Origin of the sequence: Chryseobacterium amylolyticum (genome assembly GCF_051011775.1) — a bacterium.
In the GTDB taxonomy this organism is placed as follows: domain Bacteria; phylum Bacteroidota; class Bacteroidia; order Flavobacteriales; family Weeksellaceae; genus Chryseobacterium.
Genome location: NZ_JBPCHX010000002.1, coordinates 492580 through 516027, shown reverse-complemented (window position 1 = coordinate 516027; position 23448 = coordinate 492580). Strand labels below are relative to the sequence as shown.

Here is a 23448-nt window from a genome sequence, read left to right as displayed (position 1 = left end):
CTCTGATCTTTATACGAGATCGGACTGACTTAATTTTTCAAATTGACTTTTGATCGTTTTTTCAAGATGTTTAAAATCTTCTATGTTAAATTTTCTGATGGCTATTCTAACATCGTCGTAGTTGATTTCGTTAATAAATTCCTGCTGAAATGTATCGGTATCTTCCAAATTAATATGCATATGATAATTGCTTCCGGGGATATAAATTAACTCTCCAGGTTCCTGGATAGCATAAAACGGTTTGATCGCATTTTCAGAAATTTTTCTGTTAATATCTTCGAGGTTATCCGGTTGATATTTAGAGAGGTTATTACTTATTTCAGAATTAAATGCAGACGGATATACCAGCCAAAGTCTTTTGCCGGAGGCTAAAGCATTCCACTTACCTTTGTTAAATTCTTCGCGGTTTAAATTTGAAAACATTTCTTTCTCTTCTGACATCATATCAGTTTTTGTCGTTTTATCTTCAGATAGCCAGCAGTTAAAGACATTTAAAATTTTTTCAGTATCTGGTTTTCCATCCTCAGATTTAAATGCTTTTTTAAAAACAACCGGGATTCCTCTATACCCATACTGGTCATTAAAATAATCTTTTTTAACCACCTCACTATCATCATATGTTAAAGCATGATAGCTGTTATTTATTTTATTGATATCTATTTTCATATTACAATTAGATTTCTTTATACTTATACTGCTACTTCTTCTTTAGTAAAGAAATTTACGATTTCTTCTATTACAGTATTGTGATGACTGGTGTCTTTGATATTGATTACTTTCTTATCCAGGTTTTCATTATAATAATTTAATCTTTCATTATATTCTTCTTCACTTATCTTATCAAAAGATACAATGGTTTTATACCCATGATGAAATTTGTACTGCCATGGAGTCAGTACAAAAAAAAGCACTTCCGTTTCTACAAATGATTTTATAGTATCCACTGTTCTCTTTATGACCTCAATGGAATCGCTGGGACTGATCGTACAAACAATAGCATCAGGATAGAAAGACTTTACATAAATTAGTTTTTCTGGTGGCAGAGAATCATTTACAGGGTGTAAAGGAAGTATACCTCCCTGGCTTCCTGTGATGATAATATCCGGATCTTCAATTTCTTCAATACTTTGAGTCAAAAGTCTTAATGATTTATTCCATTCCCGAAGGTCTACAGATACGGTCCCATTGTGACCTATCGGAAAAACGCAGGAAGAATTAAGAAGTATCCCCTGAGGTTCAGTGGAAATATGTGAAACTTTATACCCTTCTTTTTCCAGTATTTTCCTCATCATCATCTGTGTGGTAAATTTGCCCTGTCTGCTGTTTGTTCCTACCACACAAACAGAAGGTTTTTTCAATGCAGCATAGTCTGTATTCCGGTATAGAAAATTTTTCTTTTCATCATCAAAGGATGTTAAAAACAGTTTCCCTGTGTATGTGAATCCACCATCGGTAATCTCCTGGTTAATAATATCATATACAGCCTTATCCCAAACGATAAAGTTTTTGTTTCTTACGATACATTCTTTGATCAGTGTGTAGCCAAAAAAAGAGTTTGCGTCTGATAATTTATCAAGAAAATACCCTATTACAATGGTATCAAAAAGATCGAAATGCTCAGAATCCAAAGATCTGGTAATGAAATCAATATCCTTTTTCTTCAGTAATTCTATTGTATTATCCAGCTTGATGACCCTTGGTGAGCCAATGGCTAAGATTAAGTTTGAGCTTAAATCTTCTTTAAACTCAATTAACGTTTTCATTTCTTTCTCTTCAAAAGGAAAAATCGCAAAATTCTTAACTGATTCGTCAAGAGTAAAAACATCTTTAAAAGTACGTTCTTCTTTTACGGATGTACTTTCATCATGACTGACTTTTAACCGATCATGTTTTGTAAGACTTATTGTATCATTGTCAGAATGTACATAAACCCAATTGTTTAACTCTTCTCTTGTTTTCCACTCTCCTTTTATATACGCTTCAGCAAGTATTGATGTAAAATGAGCTGTTGCCAGGCTTGTTCCTGTACTGAATTGATATTTGTTTCCTGGTGTAGCCACTCTTTGGAACCCCCCTTTAGCCAAAACATTTACGAAAGAATCTAATCCCAGAAATCTGAAACTTTCTTTACTTTTAACAATTCCTGATCCTACTCCCAATACAGTTTTAAAGTTTGCGGGGAAACATAAATTATCATGTTTATAATAGGCAGAGGCAATTACTATAATCCCTTTATCAAAAGCATTCTGGCAGGCTTCTTTTAATTTTGCGGATGGGCTGTTGGTATTAATCCCCATACTGATATTCAAAATTTTGACATCAGTATTATTTGTCAAATATTCAATAGCTTCAATCAGTAAATCTTCTGACACTATATGATCAAATGATTCGATTTTGACGATAATGATCTTTGATGAGGGAGAATTCTTATGTATAATCGATACGATTCCGGTTCCGTGCCCTTTATTGTCTGAGAATTCGTTTTCTATGATAATAATCTCATTACTTTCTTTTTTGTAAATAGTTATCCCCTCGATATTTAAACCGGCAAAGCGTCTATGCTCTTTATCACATCCTGTATCAATAATTCCTATAGTCATTATTCCTGATGTTATTTATTAGAATGTCCGGAGTTAAAAGTGTCTACTCTTTGTGGAGCTGTAATGGTTTCAGGCTGTTCAAACATTCTCAGATATTGTGTTTTCAGGTAATTCTCCAGTTTATACTTCCATGGTGTACACTCTGGCACTTTCTTTTTTATGGCTTCATATGAACATGATATTTTATCACAAATAGGGAGATAGCTGCAGTTTCTGCATACATCGCTATGGGTATATCTGTTAAAGGCAGAATATTTTTGAAATCTATTAGGATCATAAGGTTCAAAGACATTGGTGGGTGCTTTAGAATCATCGTGAATGGTTTCCCAGCATTTATGTACATAGCCGTTAGGATCAATTACCAGACTGATAGGGGAAGCCCAGGTGGCGCAGGTAGACTGATACATAGGTAAGTCCCATTTCAGTTTTGCAGTCTTTTTGTTTATCCCGGCTGCCCAGTTATTGTATCTTTTGATCAGTTCAAGTCTGAAATTCTGTTTAAATTCAAAATACTCATCAACACTCATTCTTTTGTTGCCTTCCTCTTCAGATAAATCAATTTCTTCATAAGATCTCAGCCATGCCGGATCAAAATGGATTTGTGCATTTTTTTGAGGCCATATGCCGTACTCATAAAAATCATCAAGTAGTGTTGGAATACTTTCTGCAACCTCCTTGTCGATATTGAGTCTAATGGTAAAACTCAGGTCTTTACTATCTACTTCTGCAATATTCCGAATTATTTTAAAATAATTTTCTCCTTTTGTTTGCTTCAAAGGTCTTTTTCTATCATGAACCTCCCGGGCACCATCTATCGTTATCTGGGCTGTTCTGACACCACTTTTCACTAAGATGTCTGCATTTTTTTTATTCAGATAAATACCATTGGTAATAACGTTAGCATCGTACTTTAGGTTGAACTTTTGTGCCAGATTTCTCAGATCAACAGATAAATCTTCAATGGCTTTGACATTGATTAAAGGCTCACCTCCGTACCAGGTTACAGACAATGTATGAACGACTTTTCCGGAGTTAGTAACAATTTGGCTGATATAGTCTACAATTCCTTTTTTAACCTTGTCATCCTTAAGGGTATGATTTGGTTTTACAAATTCAAAACAGTAGGAACACCCCATATTACAGGTAATGGTAGTACCAATTGTAAGATTGATGACTCCTGCATTTTTAAACTGGGTCTCGTTTACATTTCTTTCCAGTAGGTTGAGAACATCAAAGTCACTGTCTATCAGATATTCTTTTTCAGAGAGATCATTGATAAAATTCTGTGAGTAATTGTCAGAATCGGCATGTTTCATCATTGCTATGCCACTCAGTTGAATGCCATCATCATAGGTTAAAACATCCAGGCCGCCCGTAAGAGTGTTATATAACAAAAACTCATCTCTTTCTTCTACAGGCACCAAAATATTAAAAGGATTATTTTTTATTAGTGACATAATTAATATAGATTAGTGATTTTCGTAAATTAAATAAATACAGCCCTATTTTATTTATTATTATTTAGAAAAGAACATCAGTATCATCCCCTGTACTACCTTGAGGTGTCCAGTTGAATGTTGAGCAAGTAAATCCGTCACAAAGAGATTCTACTTCTTTAGCAGCTCTGTCTTTGATTGAATTTGGTTTTACTAATTCTTTTTTCATAAGATTTGATTTGTTTTGTTAATAATAATTTTAATGTTAGAATAAAACATCTGAATCGGTTCCTGTATCCCCTGCAGGACTTTGCCACAAAAATGTAGCACAAGAAAACCCATCACAAAGTGATTCTACCTCCTTAGCGACTCTGTCTTTAATAGAATTTGGCTTTACCAGTTCTTTTTTCATATTAATTAAGATTACTCGTTATACAATAATTGCGTACTAGAACAAAACATCTGTATCTGTTCCTGTATCACCAGTAGGCCAGCTCGCAAATGAACCACAAGAAAATCCATCACAAAGTGATTCTACTTCTTTAGCTACTCTGTCTTTAATTGCGTTTGGTTTTACTAATTCTTTTTTCATATTAAAAAATTTAATTTGTTATACAATAATTTTAGTTTTTAGAACAAAATATCTGTGTCGTCTCCTGTATCTCCTGCTGGCGAATGAGAAAACGTACCACAAGAAAATCCGTCACAAAGTGATTCCACTTCTTTAGCTACTCTGTCTTTAATAGAATTTGGTTTTACTAATTCTTTCTTCATAAAATGAATTTAATTTGTTAAACAATGGTTTTAGTTTAGAACAAAATTTCTACATCCTTTCCTGTATCGACAGTAGGCGGATTGTTAGAAAAATTGGAGCACGTAAATCCATCACAAAGTGACTCGACTTCTTTCATTGCTCTTTCCTTAACAGGACTTGGTTTTACTAATTCTTTTTTCATAATAAAAAATTTGATATGGCTTTTTCAAGCACTTTATCTTTATAGGGCTGTAAATCTTCAACAGATTGTATTTGGATAAATACATCTGGTTCTATTCCTTTTTCTTCGATGATTTTTTCATCTAAAAATATCTTTCTTTTGCTTCCAAGAGCATTGGTTGTTATGGTAATTCCGTCCGGCAAGTGAATCTCATATGCAAAGGATAATGCTCCTGCAGTATGCTTGTCTTTACTTACAATATGAGTGGTCTCTTTTCTATATTTCGATAGTGCGTAGGCTATCATTTCTGCAACACATGCTGTATCCGCATCTACCAGTAAAATAACTTTTCCTTTTCTGCTATAATTGTAGGATGTATCCTTTGAACCGTTTACGATCACAGCATTTTTATTATCTGCCTTGTCATAACCATAGTTAAAAAAAACAAATTTTTCCCCGATAAAATAAGAAAGGAACTGTGATGCTGCTAAAAAGTCTCCTCCGGTACATCCTCTTAAATCCAGCAATAATCCCTTTGACTCATTAATTAGATTAAAATTATTGAGGTAGGCTATATTCAGATCGTAAGTAATTTTATTAATTTTAAAGTAAGTCCAGTAATCATTTATTTTTTTTATATAAAGATTCTTCGGTTTAAAATTATCCGGTATTTCATATTTATCTTTAATAAAGTAAGAAACATTAGCAACTTCTCCTGAAGGCTTACTAAATTCAAGGTTCATATAGCTTTTAACAGGCTGTTTTAATAATTCATCATTAATTTCCTTATAATTCATATTCTTCGTAAGAATATGATCGTTTATTTTCAGCAAGGAGCTTCCAACCGGAATCTTTTCACGCAGTTCTGGATCAAATACTGCAGAAACAATATACTTCCCTCCTATCGGATAAGTGTATACCGGACTTATTTTTTTGGGCTTTTCACAAACAGACCCTATTTTGAAATGTGGATCATTAATAGTACGTTTGAAATAACTGTTTGCAGAATCTATAAATTCACATTTTGATAAATATTTGTTCTTATCAAAGTAAAGCTTGCTTACTTTTAAATATTCATCTTTATTAATTTTTTTAACATCATAAAAAGGATAATCTTCCAATAAAAGCAACAATGTTTCTGCTAATAATTCCTTACTATCAGTTTTTCCAATATTGTCAACTTCTATGCGGCCTCTGAAAATTTCATTGGTCACTTTTTCAGGAAAAGATGCTAATTCTCCATTAGATTGAAATGGCGTAGATGAATATTGATTTGTGTATTGGTTATTATCAAATGGTTTTTTCTGAAAAACAGCAGATGGTGAAATTTCATCTTTCAATCTATAATTCACCAGATCCAAAGATGAAAATATCAAATCATAAGGGAGTCCTTTTTCTTTAACATCAAACTGAATTTCAATTTCTTTCGGGTATTTATCCTGATCCAGATTCAAGCTTGTAATTGTAGGATATCCATAGCCTTCAGCCGGAGTAATAGTATTTAATTCTTTACGTTGATTGTCATTGGTTATTATATAAATACGGATCTTTTCTATATTCTTAGTGTAATATCTGTAGGATAAGGAAACTGGTTCTTTAAACTGATTTTTAATATCATCAGGAATAGATATTGTGGTATTTGCAGTTACCTTAAATGATATATTTTTACTTGGAAAGTTATTATATACAGGAAAGAAAAAGTTTGAATTTTTCTCTTTACTGATAACAGAATACAGGGGTGTTATTATTTCGCTTTTATAATATGCCCTAATCTGTCCGCTTACAGCATGAAAAAAGAGAAATGCACAGCAAATCACGGTTAATCTGATGAATTTCATTAAAGGTTATTGTTTTTGTTAAATGTATTAAAAAAATCTAAAACATTACACAAGAATAATGAAATTAAAATTAAAAAAAAAATTTTAAGTTTGTTTTATTAAACTTTTAACCATTTCAATGTTCAAATACTTTATATCCTTTATGAAGACGCATATGAAGTTACAGGTAGCTCTGCTCCTGTTAATGATAATAAGCAGCGTCTGCTCTTTGGCATCCCCTTATGTCCTCAAAATCATTATTGATGATATTTTTCCTCACAAAACGTATAGCTACCTGATTAGTACGCTGTGTATTTTAGTTTTAATTTATATTATAAGAATTGGTATAGGCATATTGTCAGATATAGCCTATACAAAAATAAGTAAAGATATCATTGCAGATATTAGGGTAGATGTGTTCAGTAAAATCTTAAAAAAGAATTTAAACTTCTTCCGTGAAAATAAGTCCGGAGAAATTGTTTTCTTACTCACCAATGATATCGGGAATATTCAGAATATGATGTCTTCTCTGGTGCTGGCTTTTCTTAACAATTTATTTACCGTTGTCAGTGTACTTTTTATGCTTTTCGCATTAAATGTAAAATTAACATGGGTTAGCCTAACTATTATTCCTCTTATTATTATCTGTTTAAAATTGTTTGTTCCATATGTAAGGAAAACCTTTTCTGAAATTCAGGTAGAGGAAAGTAAGATCTATGATTATCTTATGAATTGCATCAACAATATAAGAGTGATACTCTCCTACGGAACAGCAGATTATGAGAAGGGAAGAGCTACAAGAATGCACGAAAAATTAATTAAAGTAAGTATAAAAGCTTCTCTGTACAATGCCTTCAGTAAAAATACCACAACATTTTTTATAGCTATAGGTCCTGTAATCGTTTTATTAGTGGGTGGTAAGATGGTATTCCAATCTGAATTGACAGTAGGTTCCCTGATTGCATTCATCCAGTATCTGAACAGAATCTATAACCCGGTAATAAGCCTATCAAACAGTTACAATGATTTTGAAAAGGCAAGAGTTTCTATGGAAAGAATTTACAGACATATCAGTAATGAAAATCCTGACGAGATTAAAGCGAATTCACTGAATATTCAAATATCAGATACTGCCTCTATAAGCAAAATAGAATTCAGGAACGTTTCCTTTTGTTATGGCAATAAAACCATCTTAGAAAATTTAAATTTCACCTTTGAAAAGGGAAAAGTGTATGGGATTATTGGAGAAAGCGGAAGTGGGAAAAGTTCAATAATTAATTTACTCTGCAGGCTGGAAAAGCCAAGTACCGGCAATATTATTTGTAATGACAGAAATATTGAATATTTTGATAACTGGTCACAACATATTGCTTTGATAGAAAGAGAAAATCAATTATTCAATGATACTATAGAAAATAATATTTCTTATGGTTCTCCAGTACCGAAATCCAGTCTTTTAGAAGAAATCATTTCAGATGCTGAATTAATTCATGTTATCAGCGAAAAGAAAGATGGACTGCAGACAAATATCAGTAATTATACTACTGTTATTTCTGATGGGCAGAAACAAAGAGTTTCTATTGCCAGAGCTTTATTAAAGAAGCCGTCAATTATTATCTTTGATGAGGCAACCTCTGCTTTGGATATTTTGCTGGAAAAGAAAATTGTAGAAACCTTAAAAAGAAAATATTCAGATTCTATCATTATTATTGTCACTCATAGACATAATCTACTGGACGAGTTGGATGCTGTCTATAAAGTTCAGGATAAAACAATCCTCAATATTCGTAAAAATATAGTAACCAATACCGAATTACATTAACTCAAATTTTAATATGTCAAATTTTAAGAATCTCTTTTCTAATATTAAAAATGATGAAAGAATACTTTTATCGTTTGACTCAAATTATCTTGTTCTTAACGGAGAAATTGATTTAAGAATCATCAGATCACTTATTTATACTATTTTAGAGTCTCCTCAAAATGAATTTACAATCAATGACAGAACAGGACTATTGCAAGAGATTATTGAAAAGTCCGGAATTTCGCCCTCAATAAGTAAAAATATTACAATTACTTTCAAAAAGATTAAAGATCTTAACTATAAAAAATATGATACCATTTTTTCTCTGGAAATTTTAAGGGAGGAATGGGAACAAATTTTCAAAGCAGATAAAGACCTGATAATACCCAACATGGTATATTTTCCTGCATCAATGATTAAAGAGTTCATCTATATTTATGAAGCAGAAGAAATCCGGAGCCAGCCCCTTGAACAGGAAACACTTTTGCCTGCAAGTATTCAGAAAATAATCAGCAGAAACAATATCAATAAAGCCAAACCTATAGAAAATGTAATAATTCTGGATGATCACCTGAGGCAGTTTTACATTGGAGACACCCATATGTGGCTTTCATCAATAAGACAGATACAATCCAAAACAGACAGCACAATTACGATTGCCTGCGGAAATGTTCTTTTCTATAAAAAAGCTATTCAGATTTTCACCTCGAACCCATTTCCTGAAATGAATATAATTCTTTTGAACTGGGACACCCTGAACCTCCATGCCTTTGATACCATTATTTGTCATCAGAATTCAATTTTACCACTATTAAAGTTTTATGAACAAAACTCTGACACATTAGCTGACAAAAAAATCTACCGGTTTGCTCCGAATACTGAGTTCAACAATCTTAGAATAGCTCATCCCTGGGATATCAATCATTTTTTTAAAGACAACCTGGGAATTGAGAAAAAAATTAAAAGCATTAAACAGCTTAAAAAGCAAACTCATAAAGAAATATATTTATCTGATGAAGAAATAGATGCTGCTGAAGACTGGATAGCAAAGAATGGATATTGCAAAGGAAACAAGCTTTTTATTGTATTTGATGAGTCATCATATTCTGAGAAGACACTAGATTTTGCTAAAACATTAGCATTAATCAAATTAATTTTAGCCACCCCTGAAAACCAAATAATTCTTTTTGATTATGAGAATACGGGAAAAAGAAACAGACTAGAATCTCATTTGACATCATCAGAATACAACAGGATTATATCGGTCAATGGTCTGAATATAAGAAAAGAAATGGCTATTATGGCAAGTTCTGGAATTTTCTCAATTATTGGACCATGTACCGGAATGATGCACCTTGCTAACGGAATTTATTTAGAATTGCTAAATAATAAAAGAAGAAATAAACATCAGATTCCATCAATAATTGTATATTGTGGTACTGGGATAGATGCTAAAAATTATCATCCCCGTTACTGGTGGCAAGGTGCTATGGTCACCTGTGTTGCTGCCACTAAACAAAATGATTTAATTTTACTGAAAGAATTACATGAAATCCCCTTAGATATTGAAGAGTTCCATAGCTGTTATTTACCTGTCTCAGGTATTGAACCTGAACATATCCTATCACTTCTTAATTAATAAAAAAACTACTAACAAACCATGAAAATAGTCCAAAGTTTTTGGTCAAAACCTTACCATTCCCGAGATCTGTTCTTCTTAAATTCCGGTGGATGGAGCCACAGAACATTTAATTATATGAGTTGGGCATTAAGCTGCCTTCGGTTTAAAAAATTCTACAATGTTGAGCTTGTTACAGATACAGTAGGAAAAGAATTATTAATTGATACTTTAGAACTTCCTTACGACAGTGTATCACTTAAGCTGGATGAATTAAATGACACCTATCCCAATCCCAAAAACATCTGGGCACTGGGAAAAATATATGCTTTTGAAATACAGCAGGAACCATTTATCCATGCTGATGCCGATGTATTTATCTGGGAAAAATTCCCGGACAGAATTGAAAAAGGAGAGCTTATTTCCCAACAGCTAGAACAGGATACGGGTTATCACGAAGGAAATTTAAAAGAATTATATTCCTGTCTTGAATTTGTCCCTGAAATTATAGAGTCATATTATAAAAAAACCGGTGATGCCTCTCAATATAATGCAGGTATTATTGGCGGAAATAATATTTCATTTTTTAAGGAATATGCAAAATTAGCCAGAGAAATAGTAGATAAAAATATTAATGCACTTGAAAATGTAGAATTTTCAGTTAATAAAAATGCATTCCCTTGTTTTTTTGAGCAATATCTATTTTTATGCATGGCCAGAGAAAAAAACATTGATGTAGAAGTTCTTATTAACAACCTTAAGCCTAAAGAACATATTTTTCAAGAACTTATCAATTTTCACAATGCTCATAGAACTCATTATATCCATTTACTCGGTGCATATAAACTAGCATATAATAATGCTAAACTTGTATCCTACTATCTGTGGAAAGAATTCCCTTACTACCATGAAAAAATTACCAACCTCATCAATGATAAAAAGATTTAGACATGAGTGATTTCAAATACGATTTATTTACAGATGAAATAAGCTTGAAGCTTCTTCATGCCAACCCTAATATGATAGTGGTAAGAAATCTGCTTAAGGAGCTTAAAAAAGCTGTTGAGAAAGATAATATTATTAAATCTCAATCTGATCTTGAGGAATTTAAAAATTTTGAAAGAAAACATATTGAAAACAGTATTGAGGCAGTTCAATATGATAATAATACATTCGGAAAATTGAAGCTTCAGGTAAACCCATATTTGATTTTTGTAGAATCCCGCATAGCAGAAAATGGTGCAGTGGATAATGCTGAAAATGATATTATCCTGCAGCCCAATTTTATTCCTTTCAATTATTTTCATTATGTTCCTTCTTATTTACATAAGAACGATAAACAGCTTAAAAAATTAAAATTACAATATAAAAATTTCAGCCTAGAACAGATTGCAGGAATTGAGAATGACAAAAGTGCCCTGGTAATAGATCTTTTAAAATCTTTCCTCCTAAAACAGTATTTAATAATAGCTCCTGAGAATGAATGAGTATACCTTGAAAGATGGCGAAAAACTTCCTTTTCTAAAACAAATCCAGGATTACCATAAGTACTCTGCTTTAGGGAGTACCTGGATGGTGGCTAGACTTGATTTTCAGAATTTTGATATCACTAAATTTAAAAAGGTTTATTTCGAACTTTTACATGAACAGTCTATTTTAAGAACAATTTTTGTAAGAAATAATGATGGGTTGATCCTTAGAAATACTCTTCCGGTTTCTTTATTTACTGTCAAAATTTTTAATGTGGATGATTATACAAGAATTGATCATTTTTTTGATTCATTTCATAATGATTACAGATATTCAGATTTATCCAGTCCCCTTATCAAGCTATTTATTTTTAATATCGCTAGTATAAGTTATGTTTTCCTTTGTATCAATCATATCATATGTGACAGACACTGCCTCGATAAAATTAAAGAGAATCTGATAAAAAAGTATATAAATCCGGAATACGCATTTCATTTCTATAGCTTTGATGACTATTGCAGTAAAAGGAACTCAGGATTATTTCAAAAATTCAATAGTGATTATTCTTTTTTTGAACAAAAATTCAATCATGGATTTGAAAATAATATTGATAAAAGTAGTGAATATTCATGGATAAAAAGCATATGCAATCTCCAGTATCACTATTATCTAAAAGAAAAAAAATCACTTACTACTGACTCACTGGTAAAATTAGATATGGACAGATTAAGCCATATCAATATAAAGAGCCTGGTTATATGTGCTTTGCTAAAAACTCAAAAAACCTTTTTAGATAAAAGCCATCATATAGGCTTTTTGTTTAGAGATTCTGCTCATCCTAATTTTAATAATTGTATAGGGCAATTAACTGCAGAAGGAGTTATTTCTTCAAATTCTGAAAACATAGATTATCTCACTGTAAACAAAGAGCTTTTTAATTCATACAGAAGACCTATCTTCAATTATTCAATGTATAATTTAAATGAACTCTATTTAGAAGAAAATTCTACGCCTATATTTTTGAATTTTAGCAAAACAAAAGCCGAATATACGCAAACTTCCTATTCTTTCAATGCATCATTTTACGGTGCCGCTATTTTAAAAGGAGACATTGAGCCCAATATTATTTTATATAGCAACGGATATTTACTATGCAGATGGCTGTTTGATGAAAATAAAATAAGCAAAGAGGAGATCTCTAAATTTAAAGATCTGTTCGCTATTAACATTCAGAATGAAAGTTTGTTATTACATAATCACTAAATTTTATATTTTATCATGAGGTTTAAAATTATTATAAAAAAACGGAATCAGGTCTTCTGATTCCGTTCCTATATTCGGTATACAAAATTTATTTGGATTTCCCAGCCGGCTTAGCGGTTGTTGCTGAAGCACCCAATTTACTTTTCACAAGCGCCGTGATATCTTCACTTCCGTCGTTGTAAACAAGGTTATTGGTTTCCTGAGATGCAATATCGAAAACATAATTGATCCCTCTTTCTTTAGCGGCAGCAGCAATAGCAGCTTTTACTTTTTGCTGCAATGGAGTAAACAATTCATTTTGTTTTGCAGAAATATCTTTAGCAGCCTGGGCTCTTGATTCTTCTATTTTTTTACCAAGACCCTGTAATTCCGTCTGTGCAGCAATCAGTTCTTTAGTGACTGCTTCTTTGTTGGCTTCGCTAAGAGTTTTTTCTTTATCCTGTGCTGCTTTCAGCTTAGTCTGATAATCTCCGATCAATTTTTCAATTTCAGTCTGCTTGGTTTTTGTCAGGTTATCCACAGTTGCACTTATTGTTTTTACTTCGGATAAACTTGCAAAAATGTCATCAGTATTCACGCTTCCGATTTTCTGTTGGGCTTTTGCAGCATTTGCAGTAAGTGTTAATCCTAATGTAATAAAAAGTACTTTGATTAAATTCATTTTTAATAATTTTTCGTCCCCAAATATAACTCAATTTTTGATTATTTATGATGCAGAAAAACCTTCCCAGAACAGAGAAGGTTTAACATCAAAAAAATATGGAAAAATGACTAATGGAATTGTGCGGTTTCTGTAGAATCCTTCATCGCTACCGTAGCTGAAGAACCGTTTGTAACAATATTCTGTACTTCATCGAAATATCCGGTTCCTACAAAAGACTGATGTTTCACTGCTCTGAATCCTTTCTGCTGTAAGGCAAACTCTCGTTCCTGAAGTTCTGAATATCCTGCCATTCCTCTTTCTTTATAAGCCAGAGCCAGTTCAAACATCGCAGTATTCAAAGCATGGAATCCTGCCAGAGTAATAAACTGGAATTTATATCCCATTTTTGCCAGCTCTTCACGGAAGGAAGACATTTCTTCTACACTCAGCTTTGCTGCCCAGTTGAATGATGGAGAACAGTTATAAGCAAGCATCTTTCCAGGGAATTTTGCATGAATTCCTTCGGCAAATCTTCTTGCCTGCTCCAGATCAGGATTTGAAGTTTCCATCCAGATCAGGTCTGCATAAGGTGCATAGGACAAACCTCTGTCAATCCCTTGCTCTACTCCGTTTCTTACTACATAAAACCCTTCTGAAGTTCTTTCTCCTGTTACAAATTTTTTATCTCTGTCATCAATATCTGAAGTCAGTAAATCCGCAGCATCAGCATCTGTTCTTGCAATAATAAGGCTTGGAACTCCCAATACATCGGCAGCCAGACGCGCTGCAATAAGTTTATTGACAGCTTCCTGAGTAGGAACCAGTACTTTTCCACCCAAATGCCCGCATTTTTTTGCTGAGGAGAGCTGGTCTTCAAAATGTACAGATGCTGCTCCTGCTTCAATCATTTGTTTCATCAGCTCAAAAGCATTCAGATTACCTCCAAAACCTGCTTCTGCATCTGCAATGATGGGCACTAAATACTCTTTATTACCGGTTCCGTTTACAGACTGTACCTGATCTGCCCTCAACAGAGCATTATTAATTTTCTTTACTACAGCAGGTACTGAATTTGCCGGATATAGTGACTGATCCGGATACATTTCTCCTGATAAATTGGCATCTGCTGCCACCTGCCATCCTGAAAGATATATTGCTTCCAGGCCGGCATCTACTTCCTGCACTGCCTGATTACCAGTCAATGCACCAAGCCCTGCTACGTAATCCTGGTTATTTAATTTATCCCAGAATTTTTTTGACATTTCTGTCGCTATCGTATACTCTATGGTGTAAGAACCGCGAAGTTTCAGAACTTCTTCTGCTGTATATGGCCTCTTGATGCCGTTCCAGCGTGGGTTTGTCAACCAATCTTGCTCAATAGCCCTGATTTGTTCTTGTCTTGTTTTCATAATATTTGGATTTTGTTTGATTAGATTTACAAGTAATTTGTTGCCAGAGACTGGTTATATTGTTACTGTTAAATTGATGATCCGGCTTCAACCAGCAACTATAAAACCAGCAACCAATATTTTTACTAAATAAAAGGATATGCTTTAAGCGTCAGGAATTCTTCAAAATTCTCACAAAAGATCAGCTCATTGAAAAGCTCTTTGGCAAGATTAAACTTTCCGTTTCTGAAACGGGTTTCCCCTACATATTTTTCAATATGATCCATTTCTTCTTTTTCCCACTGTAAAACCATATTTCGGGTCAACGTTCTGTCATCGCTTAAAACGGCTTCATTTTTCAGCCATTGCCAGATCTGTGTTCTTGAAATCTCTGCAGTAGCCGCATCTTCCATCAGATTGTAAATGGCGGCGGCACCGGTTCCCATCAGCCAGCTTTCAAGGTAAAGAATTCCTACATTGATATTTTTCCGAACTCCTTTTTCGGTAATATCACCTTTGGGAATTTCCAGCAGACTGCTTTCTGTAATATGATATTCAAATTTTTTATCGATCTGATTTTTTGAAGGCATGTATTGGTCAAAAACTTCTTTAGCCACAGTAACTAATGCAGGATGTGCCACCCATGTTCCGTCATGCCCATTTTTCACTTCTCTTTCCTTATCGCTTTTTACTTTTTCAAAAGCCTGTTTGTTTGCTTCTTCATCATCTTTTACAGGAATTTGAGCGGCCATCCCGCCAATCGCATGTACATTTCTTTTGTGACAAACTTCAATGACTCTTTTTGAGTAAGCGCTCATGAAAGGTGAAGTCATCGTCACCTGATCTCTGTCCGGAACAATAAATTCAGGAAGATTTCTGAACTTTTTAATATAAGAGAAAATATAATCCCATCTGCCACAGTTAAGGCCGGCACTGTGTTCTTTCAATTCAAATAAAATTTCATCAATCTGAAATGAAGCGGTAATGGTTTCTATTAAAACTGTAGCTTTGATTGTTCCCTCCTGAATACCCAGATAATTTTGGGCAAAAACAAAAACATCATTCCACCAGCGGGCTTCTTTATAATGTTCCAGCTTTGGAAGATAGAAATAAGGACCGCTTCCTTTTTCTATAAGCGTCCTGGCATTTCTGAAAAAATACATTCCAAAATCAATCAGGGAACCGGAAGCCTTCTCTCCGTTAATTTCAATATGTTTCTCCGGAAGATGAAGACCCCGGGGACGAACCTGCAAAACAGCAGTCTTTTCATTAAGGGTATAAGCTTTGCCTTTTTCGTTGACAAAATCAATGGTTCTGCTAATAGCATCAGAAAGATTAATCTGTCCCTGGATACAATTTTCCCATACCGGCGAGCTGCTGTCTTCAAAGTCAGCCATAAATGTAGAAGCTCCGGAATTCAACGCATTAATAATCATCTTACGGTCAACGGGTCCGGTAATTTCCACTCTCCTGTCCAGCAAGTCTTCCGGCAGTGTTGCACATACCCAGTTTCCTTTCCGGACAGCTTCTGTTTCTTTTAAAAATACGGGCAGCTTTCCCTGGTCAAATTTCTGCTGTGTTTTTTTTCTTTCTTCTAAAAGTTCTAATCTTTTATGATTGAAATTCTGATGAAGGGCAATCAGAAAATCTACCAGATCCGGAGTGAAAAATGCTTCAAATTGCTTCTGAGCCTTTATTTCTAATTGAGTCTTGGTTTCCATAACATATTGATTTTGTGATTTGATGTTACAAACATAAATAAAAATTTTCACAAATAGCGAACGTTCGCTAAATTTATTAAAAAATTATTATGCGAATAATCGCATCTATTTATTTATATTTGGGTAATGAATTCAGAAAGCGACTTTATCAAAACAGTTTTCGGACTAAAACTGAAACAGCAGAGACAGAAAAGAAACTGGTCTTTGCAGGATCTTGCTGTAAAGACAGGATTATCAAAATCTTATCTTAATGAAATCGAGAATGGTAAGAAATATCCAAAGCATGATAAGATCATCCAGCTTTCTGAAGCGCTGAGCTGCACATTTGATGATCTGGTTTCTACCAAGCTTGATAAAAGCCTCGCTCCTTTCAATGAAATTCTGCAATCTGATTTCTTTAAGGAAGTTCCGTTGGAACTGTTCGGGATCAACAAAAATAACCTCATCAGTATTATCAGTGATGCACCCAAAAAAGTAACCGCTTTTATCAATGCGCTGATTGAAATTTCACAGAATTATAATCTTGGAAAAGAAAGGTTTTATTTTGCCGTGTTAAGATCGTTTCAGGAATTGTATGATAATTATTTTCCGGAAATTGAAGAAAAAGTAAGTTTATTCACGAAGGAAAATAAGCTGGAGGCCGGGAAAAATTTAAAGCCTGACATTCTGGAAAAAATTCTTGGAGAAAAGTTTGGTTACAAGATTCAATCTGAAGACTTTGAAAAATATGGCACTTTGGATAATCTTCGCTCACTTTTTATTCCTGAGAAAAAACTCTTACTGCTGAATCAAAAACTGGAAAAAGATCAGAAAACATTCATTCTTGCTAAAGAAATTGGATTCAATGTACTGGAATTAAAAAACCGGCCCAATACATATTCATGGCTTGATTTCGGGAGCTTTGAAGAAAATCTGAATAATTTTTATGCATCTTATTTTGCGGGCGCTTTATTAATTTCTAAAGAGCCTGTTATCGAAAAAACCTCTGAATTTTTCCAGCAAAGCAAATGGGAGCCGGAAAATTTTGAAAACCTTATCAACAGCTTCACCCACTCTCCCGAAACATTTTATTACCGGCTGACCAATATTCTTTCTGCTGAAATGGGTATTAAAGACCTGTTTTATTTATGCCTGGTAAAAAAGAAAAATTCTGATAAAATCCAGATTTTAAAGGAGCTTCACCTTAACCACCAGCAGGCTCCTCACGCCAATGCCACCAATGAACATTACTGCAGAAGATGGATTGCTGTGAAAAATCTTGATCATTTAAAGGAAAATGAAACTTTAACCGACGCTCAGATTTCTCATTATAAAGATCAGGGAATAAGCTATCTGGTGATTTCCACTTCACAAAAAAACCCTTTTTCAGATGGAAGCAACAGAAGTTATTGCCTGGGCATTTTACTGAATTCTCAAACCATAAAAAAAATAGGTTTTATCAAGTCTGCTTCTTTAAAAACCATCAATGTAGGTGTTACCTGTGAATCCTGCAGTATTGCAGACTGTGAAGTAAGGCAAGCTCCGCCGGTAAGGCTGGAAAAGGAGCATTTTAACATAAGCATGAAGAGTTCTGTGGAGAAAATCAGGAAGAGATTTGAAAATTGATGGATGAATAGTGAATCGTCAATGCGCTTCGCTGTGAATTTTATGTACGGTGCGGGATTCGAGATGTGTGATCCGGATTTATGTATTGTTTAAAATCTACGGATAACTTATTTATATCAAACCCAAAATTCGCAAAGTTTTTTATACTGTTTTACAGTGTTTGGCCACAAAGGCGTTTCGCCCAGCAACGAAAATTTTTCCTTTATCAGATAAAATATCCTTGCGAACAATATAAATTAGCTAACAAAACTTGCGAATATTAACGGTAATAATTATTCACCATTGACTTTGCGAAGCAAAAACTGACAATAATTTTATATCTTAGTAAAAACACTATGATATTAGATATACTGTTTCCCAACCGCTGCATTCACTGCAACAGAATCATCGATGCTGAACTTTTGGTTTGTGATCTTTGCTTCAGCCAGATTCATTTTACCCATTACCATTATTTTGGAAATAATCCGATAAAGGAAAAATGCAGTTTATTTTTTCCTGTTGAGAACACATTTGCACTGATACAGTTTGAGGAAGAAGGCTTAAGCCGCAAGATTATTCATGAACTAAAATACAGAAGCCGGGAAAAAACAGGAAGAATTCTGGCAGACTGGACTACAGAACAACTGGATTTTCAAGACGACCATCCTGATCTTTTGGTAAGTGTACCGCTTCATCCAAAGAAACTGAAAGAACGGGGATACAATCAGCTTCATTTATATACTGAAACTTTGTCTAAATTTTATCACATACCTTTTGATCATGAATTAATCAGGAGAAATTATTATTCCAGAGCACAGGCCTTAAAAGATAAGAAGCACAGATTGGAAACGGTCAATACTTTTTCCATCACCCGGCCTGTTACCGGAAAGCATATTCTTCTGATTGATGATGTTTTCACTACGGGCAATACAGTTTCATCGGTTGCATGGGAGATTCTAAATGCCGGAGACAATAAGGTAAGTGTTTTGGTGATGGCGGTGGATATATGATGGAGATGCGGGTTTCGGGATACGGGTTATATTTAAGCTCTGTTTACTCAGTCTATTTTCACCATTCAATTCTTTTCGCTAATTTTCAGAAAATTAAACAGCTATGCCAAATCTGCTTTTATTACACGGAGCCCTGGGACACAGCGATATTTTCGCGCCTTATCTGAATGTACTTTCTCAGTATTTTACAGTGCACACCCCTTTATTTTCAGGTCATGGAAATAACGAACTGCCAACAGAAGGTGTCAGTATTGAAAAGTACACGCAGGAACTTTCGGAATATTGTAAAGTGAATAACCTGGCGGATGTATCAATTTTCGGACACAGTATGGGAGGCTATATAGCACTTTGCTATGCTATGAAAAATCCTGAAAATGTAAATTCTGTTATGACCCTGGGAACTAAGTTTGAATGGACTGAAGAGCAGGCTTTAAAAGAAAGTAAAATGCTTAATCCTGATGTCATTCTTGAGAAAGTTCCTCAGTATGCCCGGCTTTTAGAATCACAACATGGATCAAAATGGAAAGAACTTCTTCCTGCTATTGCTGCATTAATGGTTGATCTGGGCAAAAACCCTCCTTTGGAAAATAATTTTGCTACGATCAATATCCCGGTTCAGGTTATGGTGGGAGATAAAGACAATATGGTTACTATCGAGGAAAGCGCACATGTTTACCGAAGCCTTCCTGATGCAAAATTAGCCGTACTCCCGGATACCAAACATCCCATGGATAAAGTACGGCCTGATTTATTGTTAAGCTTAATGAAAGATTTCTGGAACCTTTCTTAAAATTACCGCTGAAGTTTTTCTCCGTAGCTCAAATCCCCGGCATCCCCCAGTCCCGGAGTGATATACCCTTTAGAAGTTAAATGCTCATCGATAGCTCCTACCCAGATCTGAGCTTCAGGATAGGCATTCTGAATGGTTTCAACACCCTGCCTTGAAGCAATAGCTGCTACAATATGAAGCTGGGTTGGATTTCCATGAGTCAGCAAATCTTTGATGGCTTCAATTAAAGAGGCTCCTGTCGCCAGCATTGGATCTGCAACAATCAAAGGTCTGTTTTCAATACTTGGACAAGTAAGATAATCCTGCTTGATTGAAAAATAATCGTTGGCATCATGTTTTCTGTAAGCTGCCACAAAACCACAGTCTGCTCTGTCCAGATAATTGAGGATTCCTTCAAACAACGGAACACCAGCCCTTAAAATAGTAGTAATGACAGGCTGTACAGCAATTTCCCTGCTTTTTATCGTATCTAAAGGAGTTTGAATTTCAATTTCCCTGTACTCCAGTCCTTTACTGATTTCAAAAGCGGCAATCTCCCCGATTCTCTCCATATTCCTTCTGAATCTCATCCGGTCATGCTGGATATTAACGTTTCTAAGTTCGTTGATCCATTCGTTGACAAGAGAAAAATGTTGCGATAAAATAGTAAGCATGAAAATTATATTTTTAATTTCAGTTCATTGAATTAATTCCTGCAAAATTACAACTAAAAAACGAATTGAAAGATCAGGTTAAGTGTGTTATTAAATAAAGTCTCCGGCAAGCGAAGCTTGCCGGAGACTTTGATGAACATTTGTTCCTATTATTTTTGTCTGAAATATACTTCGATCGGAACTCCGGTAAACCCGAATTCTTTTCTCAACTGATTTTCAGTAAACCTTTTATACGGTTCTTTCACATATTGCGGAAGGTTGCAGAAAAATACAAACTGCGGTGACGGCGTAGGAAGCTGAACACAATATTTGATTTTAATATATTTTCCCTTCAAAGCCGGCGGCGGTGTATTTTCAAAAATCGGAAGCATTACTTCATTCAGCTTTGAAGTTTTAATTTTCTTCTTACGGTCTTCATAAACCTGCATAGCTACTTCTACAGCCTTTAGAATTCTTTGCTTCGTTAAAGCTGAAACGAACAGGATTGGAATATCCTGGAACTGACCGATTTTATCTTTGATTGATTTTTCGAAATCACGCATTGTATTGGTCTGCTTGTCCTCGATCAAATCCCATTTATTAACAAGGATTACAATTCCTTTTCTGTTTTTCTGAGCTAGTCCGAAGATGTTCATATCCTGAGATTCCCATCCCTGTGTAGCATCTACCATAATGATCACTACATCAGAATATTCAATGGAGCGGATAGATCTCATTACAGAATAGAACTCAAGGTCTTCATTTACCTTGGACTTTCTTCTCATCCCTGCTGTATCCACCAATACAAACTCGTGTCCGAATTTGTTATACAAAGTCTGAATACTGTCTCTTGTTGTTCCTGCAATATCAGTTACGATATTTCTTTCAACATCCAGTAAAGCGTTTGTCAAGGTAGATTTCCCCACATTCGGACGGCCTGCAATGGTAATTTTAGGAAGCCCTTCAAACGGATCTTTATATTCTGTGGTTGGAAAATCTCTAACGATATCATCCAGCAGATCTCCTGTCCCGGAACCTGTAGCTGAAGAAAGTGTATAGTATTTATCGATTCCTAACTGATAAAATTCAGTAGCAGGAAGTTCTTCTTTCGCAGAGTCCACTTTATTGATAACAATATAAATCGGTTTGTTGGATCTTCTGAGAAGTCTGTAAATTTCGTGGTCGGTATCAGTAAGCCCTTCCTCTACGTTCATCATAAAGATAATAGAAGTGGCTTCATCTACTGCTAACTGTACCTGCTTACGGATTTCTTCTTCAAAGATATCATCTGTACCTACATCGTACCCTCCGGTATCAATTACGGTAAAGTCTACTCCGTTCCAGTCTGATTTTCCGTAGTGACGGTCTCTGGTAACACCGGCTGTAGAATCTACAATGGCTTCTCTCCTTTCTAATAAACGGTTAAAAAGCGTGGATTTTCCTACGTTGGGACGTCCAACGATTGCAACAATATTTGACATAAAAAAATGTTTAATACTCCTTTGCTGTGCTCAGGATATGTTATTAATGGGTTACTCCAACTTTTGGAGCCCAATTTTTTTGCAAAGATAAGGTTTTATTATTTAACTGAACTTTGAAGGATGGAAGCAGGAAGATGGAGGCTGGAGTATTATTATTCAAGGGAAAAATTACAGTGAACCCCTACTCATCAAATTGAGCAAGTAAAATCCACAAACCTACTGTTCATGGGTAGATAAGATTTTTTTAAAATTTTATTAAAAAATAATTCTTTGGATATCAATACATAAAGCTGTCATCTTAGTAATTATGTTAATGAATCTTTAATTTTGATTTTCATATTTAAAATAAATTCTATAATTTCGCGGCATAGAAACAGACCCATGGTGTAGCGGTAACACTACTGATTTTGGTTCAGTCATCTGGGGTTCGAATCCCTGTGGGTCTACAACCAAATAAAAGCAACTCGCTAATTTACAGCAAGTTGCTTTTTTATTTTAGTCACTTTTGGTCACTTGGTCACGATTTTGGTCACTGTCTTTCTAAAAAACTCTTGGAGTGAACCCGATTGAATCTATTTTAATCTGATTGTATTTTAGCTACGGAAATAATGCCCATTACTGCCAAAATAATCATACATTACCAATTATCTATATCTCAGATCAGATAAAAAAAGTGAGTGTCCGAAAAGTCAGATATACCATCTGAGAATCAAATATTCATATACTCCTCTTGTATAGGGGGTACGAATAAAATCAACAAAAATTGAGGCTGTCCGAAAAGTTTGGACAACCTCTTTGTTTATTATCTGAGAACGAACGAGACATTCGCACTAGTGGGGACTTTGCTTAGTGTTTTTTTTATTCTATAATCTTTTTATAACAATTCTCCCCATCATGGTAGCCAAAGCAAAGTACAATATTCTTATCTTTTTTCTCAAAAAAAGTAGTATAAGTCATATCAGTATCATTCACATCTTCTGGAAAGGCAATTAAATCTTTATCAAAATTTAAATAAAAATCATTAAACTTTATTGTGTTACCTTCTAATTTGTATTTCGAATTGTAATTCAACACTTTCTTCCCTTTTATATTGTAAATTACTCTGTTATAAACCCCATCCTTGTTAATCGTTAAAGTGTCATATGTATTTTTGTATGATATGGGTGAATATTTTCCATATATATCTTCATTACTAATATTTTGGCACGAAAATAAAAAAGGTAATAAAATTAAACTTATACTTTTCTTCATATTTA

The 23448-nt window shown here is 34.2% G+C and carries 23 protein-coding genes and 1 tRNA gene; 9 read left to right on the top strand and 15 right to left on the bottom strand.

The features are described 5' to 3' along the window. Nucleotides 1-9: 9 nt before the first annotated feature. The 9 genes from ACR1PO_RS07445 to ACR1PO_RS07405 all read right to left on the bottom strand — a co-directional run bounded on the left by ACR1PO_RS07445 (nucleotide 10) and on the right by ACR1PO_RS07405 (nucleotide 6809). Nucleotides 10-666 carry a hypothetical protein gene (locus ACR1PO_RS07445; protein ID WP_433986347.1) on the bottom strand — a complete coding sequence of 219 codons (657 nt, stop codon included), beginning with the start codon at nucleotides 664-666 and terminating at the stop codon, nucleotides 10-12. Between the two features lie 23 nt (nucleotides 667-689). Beyond that, on the bottom strand, nucleotides 690-2600 hold the full coding sequence (locus ACR1PO_RS07440; RefSeq protein WP_433986346.1) for a S8 family serine peptidase: 1911 nt from the start codon (nucleotides 2598-2600) through the stop codon (nucleotides 690-692). Nucleotides 2601-2611: 11 nt separating this feature from the next. Then, nucleotides 2612-4057: a FlmE/OhkG family radical SAM/SPASM peptide maturase gene (locus tag ACR1PO_RS07435; RefSeq protein ID WP_433986345.1), complete on the bottom strand. Its 1446-nt coding sequence runs from the start codon at nucleotides 4055-4057 to the stop codon at nucleotides 2612-2614. Nucleotides 4058-4121: 64 nt separating this feature from the next. Continuing rightward, the gene (gene flmA, locus ACR1PO_RS07430) at nucleotides 4122-4265 is read right to left on the bottom strand and encodes a FlmA family RiPP peptide (protein ID WP_332384978.1); all 144 of its coding nucleotides are present in this window, start codon (nucleotides 4263-4265) and stop codon (nucleotides 4122-4124) included. Between the two features lie 36 nt (nucleotides 4266-4301). Further along, the gene (gene flmA, locus ACR1PO_RS07425) at nucleotides 4302-4448 is read right to left on the bottom strand and encodes a FlmA family RiPP peptide (RefSeq protein ID WP_332384977.1); all 147 of its coding nucleotides are present in this window, start codon (nucleotides 4446-4448) and stop codon (nucleotides 4302-4304) included. A gap of 36 nt (nucleotides 4449-4484) precedes the next feature. Further along, complete coding sequence (gene flmA, locus ACR1PO_RS07420) at nucleotides 4485-4628, bottom strand: FlmA family RiPP peptide (RefSeq protein ID WP_332384976.1); 144 nt, start codon at nucleotides 4626-4628, stop codon at nucleotides 4485-4487. A 38-nt stretch (nucleotides 4629-4666) separates the two neighbouring features. Then, nucleotides 4667-4810 carry a FlmA family RiPP peptide gene (flmA, locus tag ACR1PO_RS07415; protein WP_332384975.1) on the bottom strand — a complete coding sequence of 48 codons (144 nt, stop codon included), beginning with the start codon at nucleotides 4808-4810 and terminating at the stop codon, nucleotides 4667-4669. Nucleotides 4811-4845: 35 nt separating this feature from the next. Next, entirely contained in the window at nucleotides 4846-4992 is a 147-nt protein-coding gene (flmA, locus tag ACR1PO_RS07410) for a FlmA family RiPP peptide (protein ID WP_433986344.1), read from the bottom strand. Further along, nucleotides 4989-6809 (bottom strand): S41 family peptidase, encoded by a 1821-nt coding sequence (locus tag ACR1PO_RS07405; RefSeq protein ID WP_433986343.1) that lies wholly within the window; start codon nucleotides 6807-6809, stop codon nucleotides 4989-4991. Before ACR1PO_RS07405 ends, flmA (ACR1PO_RS07410) begins: the two co-directional genes overlap by 4 nt. A 142-nt stretch (nucleotides 6810-6951) precedes the next feature. On the opposite strand from ACR1PO_RS07405, the gene ACR1PO_RS07400 reads away from it, so the two are divergent. From ACR1PO_RS07400 to ACR1PO_RS07380, 5 genes are read left to right on the top strand one after another with little or no spacing between them, the layout of a single operon-like run. After that, nucleotides 6952-8610, top strand: coding sequence for an ABC transporter ATP-binding protein (locus tag ACR1PO_RS07400; protein ID WP_433986342.1), 1659 nt, complete (start codon nucleotides 6952-6954; stop codon nucleotides 8608-8610). A 13-nt stretch (nucleotides 8611-8623) separates the two neighbouring features. Beyond that, nucleotides 8624-10231: a glycosyltransferase family 9 protein gene (locus tag ACR1PO_RS07395; RefSeq protein WP_433986341.1), complete on the top strand. Its 1608-nt coding sequence runs from the start codon at nucleotides 8624-8626 to the stop codon at nucleotides 10229-10231. Nucleotides 10232-10252: 21 nt separating this feature from the next. Continuing rightward, on the top strand, nucleotides 10253-11158 hold the full coding sequence (locus ACR1PO_RS07390) for a DUF6734 family protein (protein WP_433986340.1): 906 nt from the start codon (nucleotides 10253-10255) through the stop codon (nucleotides 11156-11158). Between the two features lie 2 nt (nucleotides 11159-11160). Next, nucleotides 11161-11697, top strand: a complete 537-nt coding sequence (locus tag ACR1PO_RS07385; RefSeq protein WP_433986339.1) for a hypothetical protein — start codon at nucleotides 11161-11163, stop codon at nucleotides 11695-11697. 7 nt (nucleotides 11698-11704) lie between these two features. After that, nucleotides 11705-12943, top strand: a complete 1239-nt coding sequence (locus tag ACR1PO_RS07380; RefSeq protein ID WP_433986338.1) for a condensation domain-containing protein — start codon at nucleotides 11705-11707, stop codon at nucleotides 12941-12943. Nucleotides 12944-13031: 88 nt separating this feature from the next. On the opposite strand, the gene ACR1PO_RS07375 is transcribed toward ACR1PO_RS07380, so the two are convergent. From ACR1PO_RS07375 to aceB, 3 genes are all read right to left on the bottom strand, one after another. Further along, nucleotides 13032-13604, bottom strand: a complete 573-nt coding sequence (locus ACR1PO_RS07375) for an OmpH/Skp family outer membrane protein (protein WP_374462919.1) — start codon at nucleotides 13602-13604, stop codon at nucleotides 13032-13034. Between the two features lie 110 nt (nucleotides 13605-13714). Then, on the bottom strand, nucleotides 13715-14995 hold the full coding sequence (gene aceA / locus ACR1PO_RS07370; protein WP_433986337.1) for an isocitrate lyase: 1281 nt from the start codon (nucleotides 14993-14995) through the stop codon (nucleotides 13715-13717). Between the two features lie 125 nt (nucleotides 14996-15120). Then, on the bottom strand, nucleotides 15121-16695 hold the full coding sequence (aceB, locus tag ACR1PO_RS07365; protein ID WP_433986336.1) for a malate synthase A: 1575 nt from the start codon (nucleotides 16693-16695) through the stop codon (nucleotides 15121-15123). A gap of 126 nt (nucleotides 16696-16821) precedes the next feature. Between aceB and ACR1PO_RS07360 the strand changes: the two genes are divergently transcribed. The 3 genes from ACR1PO_RS07360 to ACR1PO_RS07350 all read left to right on the top strand — a co-directional run bounded on the left by ACR1PO_RS07360 (nucleotide 16822) and on the right by ACR1PO_RS07350 (nucleotide 20079). Next, entirely contained in the window at nucleotides 16822-18300 is a 1479-nt protein-coding gene (locus ACR1PO_RS07360) for a helix-turn-helix domain-containing protein (protein WP_433986335.1), read from the top strand. 335 nt (nucleotides 18301-18635) lie between these two features. Continuing rightward, nucleotides 18636-19289, top strand: a complete 654-nt coding sequence (locus ACR1PO_RS07355; protein WP_332385457.1) for a ComF family protein — start codon at nucleotides 18636-18638, stop codon at nucleotides 19287-19289. A 103-nt stretch (nucleotides 19290-19392) separates the two neighbouring features. Continuing rightward, nucleotides 19393-20079, top strand: a complete 687-nt coding sequence (locus ACR1PO_RS07350; RefSeq protein ID WP_332385456.1) for an alpha/beta fold hydrolase — start codon at nucleotides 19393-19395, stop codon at nucleotides 20077-20079. 2 nt (nucleotides 20080-20081) lie between these two features. Here the strand turns inward: ACR1PO_RS07350 and upp are convergent, their stop codons facing one another. Next, complete coding sequence (gene upp, locus ACR1PO_RS07345) at nucleotides 20082-20732, bottom strand: uracil phosphoribosyltransferase (protein ID WP_041461610.1); 651 nt, start codon at nucleotides 20730-20732, stop codon at nucleotides 20082-20084. Between the two features lie 149 nt (nucleotides 20733-20881). After that, nucleotides 20882-22192 (bottom strand): ribosome biogenesis GTPase Der, encoded by a 1311-nt coding sequence (der, locus tag ACR1PO_RS07340; RefSeq protein WP_002976791.1) that lies wholly within the window; start codon nucleotides 22190-22192, stop codon nucleotides 20882-20884. Nucleotides 22193-22567: 375 nt separating this feature from the next. Here der and ACR1PO_RS07335 point away from each other — a divergent pair. After that, nucleotides 22568-22638: transfer RNA gene (locus tag ACR1PO_RS07335), tRNA-Gln, on the top strand. A gap of 412 nt (nucleotides 22639-23050) precedes the next feature. Here the strand turns inward: ACR1PO_RS07335 and ACR1PO_RS07330 are convergent. Beyond that, nucleotides 23051-23443, bottom strand: a complete 393-nt coding sequence (locus ACR1PO_RS07330) for a hypothetical protein (protein ID WP_105703970.1) — start codon at nucleotides 23441-23443, stop codon at nucleotides 23051-23053. Nucleotides 23444-23448 lie beyond the last annotated feature (5 nt).